We start from the raw sequence: 2,607 nt of genomic DNA, 5'->3' as shown, positions 1-2,607 counted from the left end.
CGTCACCGCGACCACCGAGTCGTTGCCACTGATCGCCAGTTCGGTGATGAGCAAGAAGCTCGCCGAGGGCGCCGACGCGCTGGTGCTGGACACCAAGATGGGTCGCGGCGCCTTCCTCAAGACCGAGGCGGAGGCCCGGGAGTTGGCGAGCACGATGGTCGAGTTGGGCACGGCGCACGGCGTCGCCACGCGCGCGCTGCTCACCGACATGGACCGGCCGCTCGGGCGTGCCGTCGGCAACGCGGTCGAGGTCGCGGAGTCACTCGACGTGCTGGCCGGCGGCGGCCCCGACGACGTGGTGGAGCTGACGCTGGCGCTGGCTCGCGAGATGCTCGACGCGGCGGGGGTCGACGGGGTCGATCCAGCGGACACGTTGACCGACGGAACCGCGATGGACCGGTTCCGCGCCCTGGTGTTCGTCCAGGGCGGCGACCTGTCCGTGCCGTTACCCATCGGGGCGCATACCGAGACCATCACTGCACCGCGTGGTGGCACGATGGGCGACATCGACGCGATGGCGGTGGGACTGGCGGTGTGGCGGCTCGGAGCGGGCCGCTCGACACCGGGCGGGCAGGTGCAGTTCGGCGCCGGACTGCGCATCCACCGCAGACCGGGCGAGCCGGTCGCCGCGGGCGAGCCCCTGTTCACGCTGTACACCGACACCCCGGAACGGTTCGGCGGTGCCATCGCCGAACTCGACGGAGGCTGGAGCGTCGGCGATCATCCGCCGCCGGTCCGCCCCCTGATCATCGATCGGATCACGAAATGACTGCTGCTGGACCGACGCCGCTGACGCTGGAAGGCATCCAACGCGCGCCGAAGGCGCTGCTGCACGACCACCTCGACGGCGGGCTACGTCCGGCCACCGTGGCCGAGCTGGCCGAGGAGACGGGCTACGACGAGCTGCCCGCCACCGACGTCGACGAGCTGGCGACGTTCTTCCGCACCGCGGCGCACAGCGGGTCGCTGGTGCGCTACCTGGAGCCGTTCGCGCACACGGTTGGCGTCATGCAGACACCAGAAGCGTTGCACCGGGTGGCCTTCGAGTGCGCGCAGGACCTGGCCGCCGACTCCGTGGTCTACGCCGAAGTCCGGTTCGCGCCCGAACTGCACATCGATCGCGGGCTGTCGCTCGACGCGGTCGTCGAGGCGGTGCTTGCCGGATTCGCCGACGGCGAGAAGGCGGCGGGTAGCGAGGGCCGCACCATCACCATGCGCTGTCTGGTCACGGCGATGCGGCACGCCGCCCGGTCGCGGGAGATCGCCGAGCTGGCCGTCCGGTTCCGCGACAAGGGCGTGGTGGGCTTCGATATCGCGGGCGCGGAGGCCGGGTACCCGCCGACCCGGCACCTCGACGCCTTCGAGTACATGCGGGGCAACAACGCCCGCTTCACGATTCACGCCGGCGAGGCGTTTGGCCTGCCCTCGATCCACGAGGCGATCGCGTTCTGCGGCGCCGACCGGCTCGGCCACGGCGTGCGGATCGTCGACGACATCGACATCGCGCCCGACGGCTCGGTGACGCTGGGCCGGCTGGCGTCGATCCTGCGCGACAAGCGGGTTCCGCTCGAGATGTGCCCGAGCAGCAACGTGCAGACCGGGGCCGCGGCCAGCATCGCCGAGCACCCGTTCGACCTGCTGGCCCGAGCACGGTTCCGCGTCACCGTCAACACCGACAACCGGCTGATGAGCGACACCACGATGAGCCAGGAGATGCTGCGACTGGTTGAGGCGTTCGGCTACGGCTGGAGCGATCTCGAACGGTTCACCATCAACGCGATGAAGTCGGCGTTCCTGCCGTTCGACGAGCGGCTGGCGATCATCGACGAGGTGATCAAGCCGCGCTACGCGATCCTCATCGGCTGACCGCACTGTGCGAGCGTGCTCCCCGCAAGCGGGGCGCCCCAGTCTGCGGGTCAACACGCCGACCGCTGGCGGCATTTCGATGCACGCTCGGCCGCGCTCAGCGTGCGGAGACTGCCGTCGTTTCGCGGCGTGTCGTGCGACAGACATGCACGCTCGCGGGAAGAGGGGGAGGTCAGGCCAGCACTTCGCGGACGCGGTCGGCGAACGCACCAGGGGCTTCGAGGAACCCGACGTGATCGCCGGGGAACCCGACGGGCGAGCTGCCCAGCAGTTCGCACAGCGCGGTCGACGTGCGGTGGGTGAGCAGGTGACCGGAGTCCACGCCGATGCCGACCAGAACCTTGGTGGAGCTCGCGAGCAGAGCCGCGACGTCGGGCAGGTAACGCGTGGTGTCGCGCAACTCGTGGTTGAAGAAGCGCGCCGCGCCGGCCATCTGCTTGGCCTGCTCTTCCTCCGTCGGCTCGGGTCCCGGTGGCGGGCCGAACTTCGGGTCGGACAGGTCGTAGCCCGCGGTGGTCATGAACTGCACGAACGCCGCGTCCGGCCCCTCGCGGTGGAACGTCTCGATGATGTCCTCGGTGCCTGCGCGCTGCGCCTCGGCGTCGGACAGCAGTTCCAGCAGTGGCGGTTCGTGGGCGATCAGCGTGCGCACCCTGCCCGGGTGACGGCTGACCAGTGCCAGGCCGGTGACCGCGCCGCCGCTGGAGCCGAACACGTCGGCCGATTCGGCGCCGAGTGCGT

Annotated in this window: 3 protein-coding genes; 2 read left to right on the top strand and 1 reads right to left on the bottom strand. The window is 70.5% G+C overall.

Features of this window, described 5'->3' with window-relative positions; all coding sequences use genetic code 11:
- Positions 1-769 (top strand): thymidine phosphorylase (locus QOC69_RS35035; protein WP_526447274.1); only part of this gene is annotated, 769 nt, incomplete at its 5' end.
- A complete protein-coding gene (locus tag QOC69_RS35030) occupies positions 766-1,866 on the top strand; it encodes an adenosine deaminase (protein WP_526447272.1) in 1,101 nt (366 codons plus the stop codon). The genes QOC69_RS35035 and QOC69_RS35030, both read left to right, overlap by 4 nt.
- A 172-nt stretch (positions 1,867-2,038) precedes the next feature.
- On the opposite strand, the gene QOC69_RS35025 is transcribed toward QOC69_RS35030, so the two are convergent.
- Positions 2,039-2,607 (bottom strand): alpha/beta fold hydrolase (locus tag QOC69_RS35025; protein WP_526447270.1); only part of this gene is annotated, 569 nt, incomplete at its 5' end.

This window comes from Mycobacterium sp. (genome assembly GCF_032162105.1).
In the GTDB taxonomy this organism is placed as follows: domain Bacteria; phylum Actinomycetota; class Actinomycetes; order Mycobacteriales; family Mycobacteriaceae; genus Mycobacterium.
The sequence above is the reverse complement of the archived record's forward strand: the minus strand, read 5'-3'. Positions and strand labels throughout refer to the sequence as shown.

Bases quoted from the DNA above. Each gene is read 5' to 3' on its own strand.
- QOC69_RS35030 (WP_526447272.1), top strand. From the start codon at position 766: ATGACTGCTGCTGGACCGACGCCGCTGACGCTGGAAGGCATCCAACGC.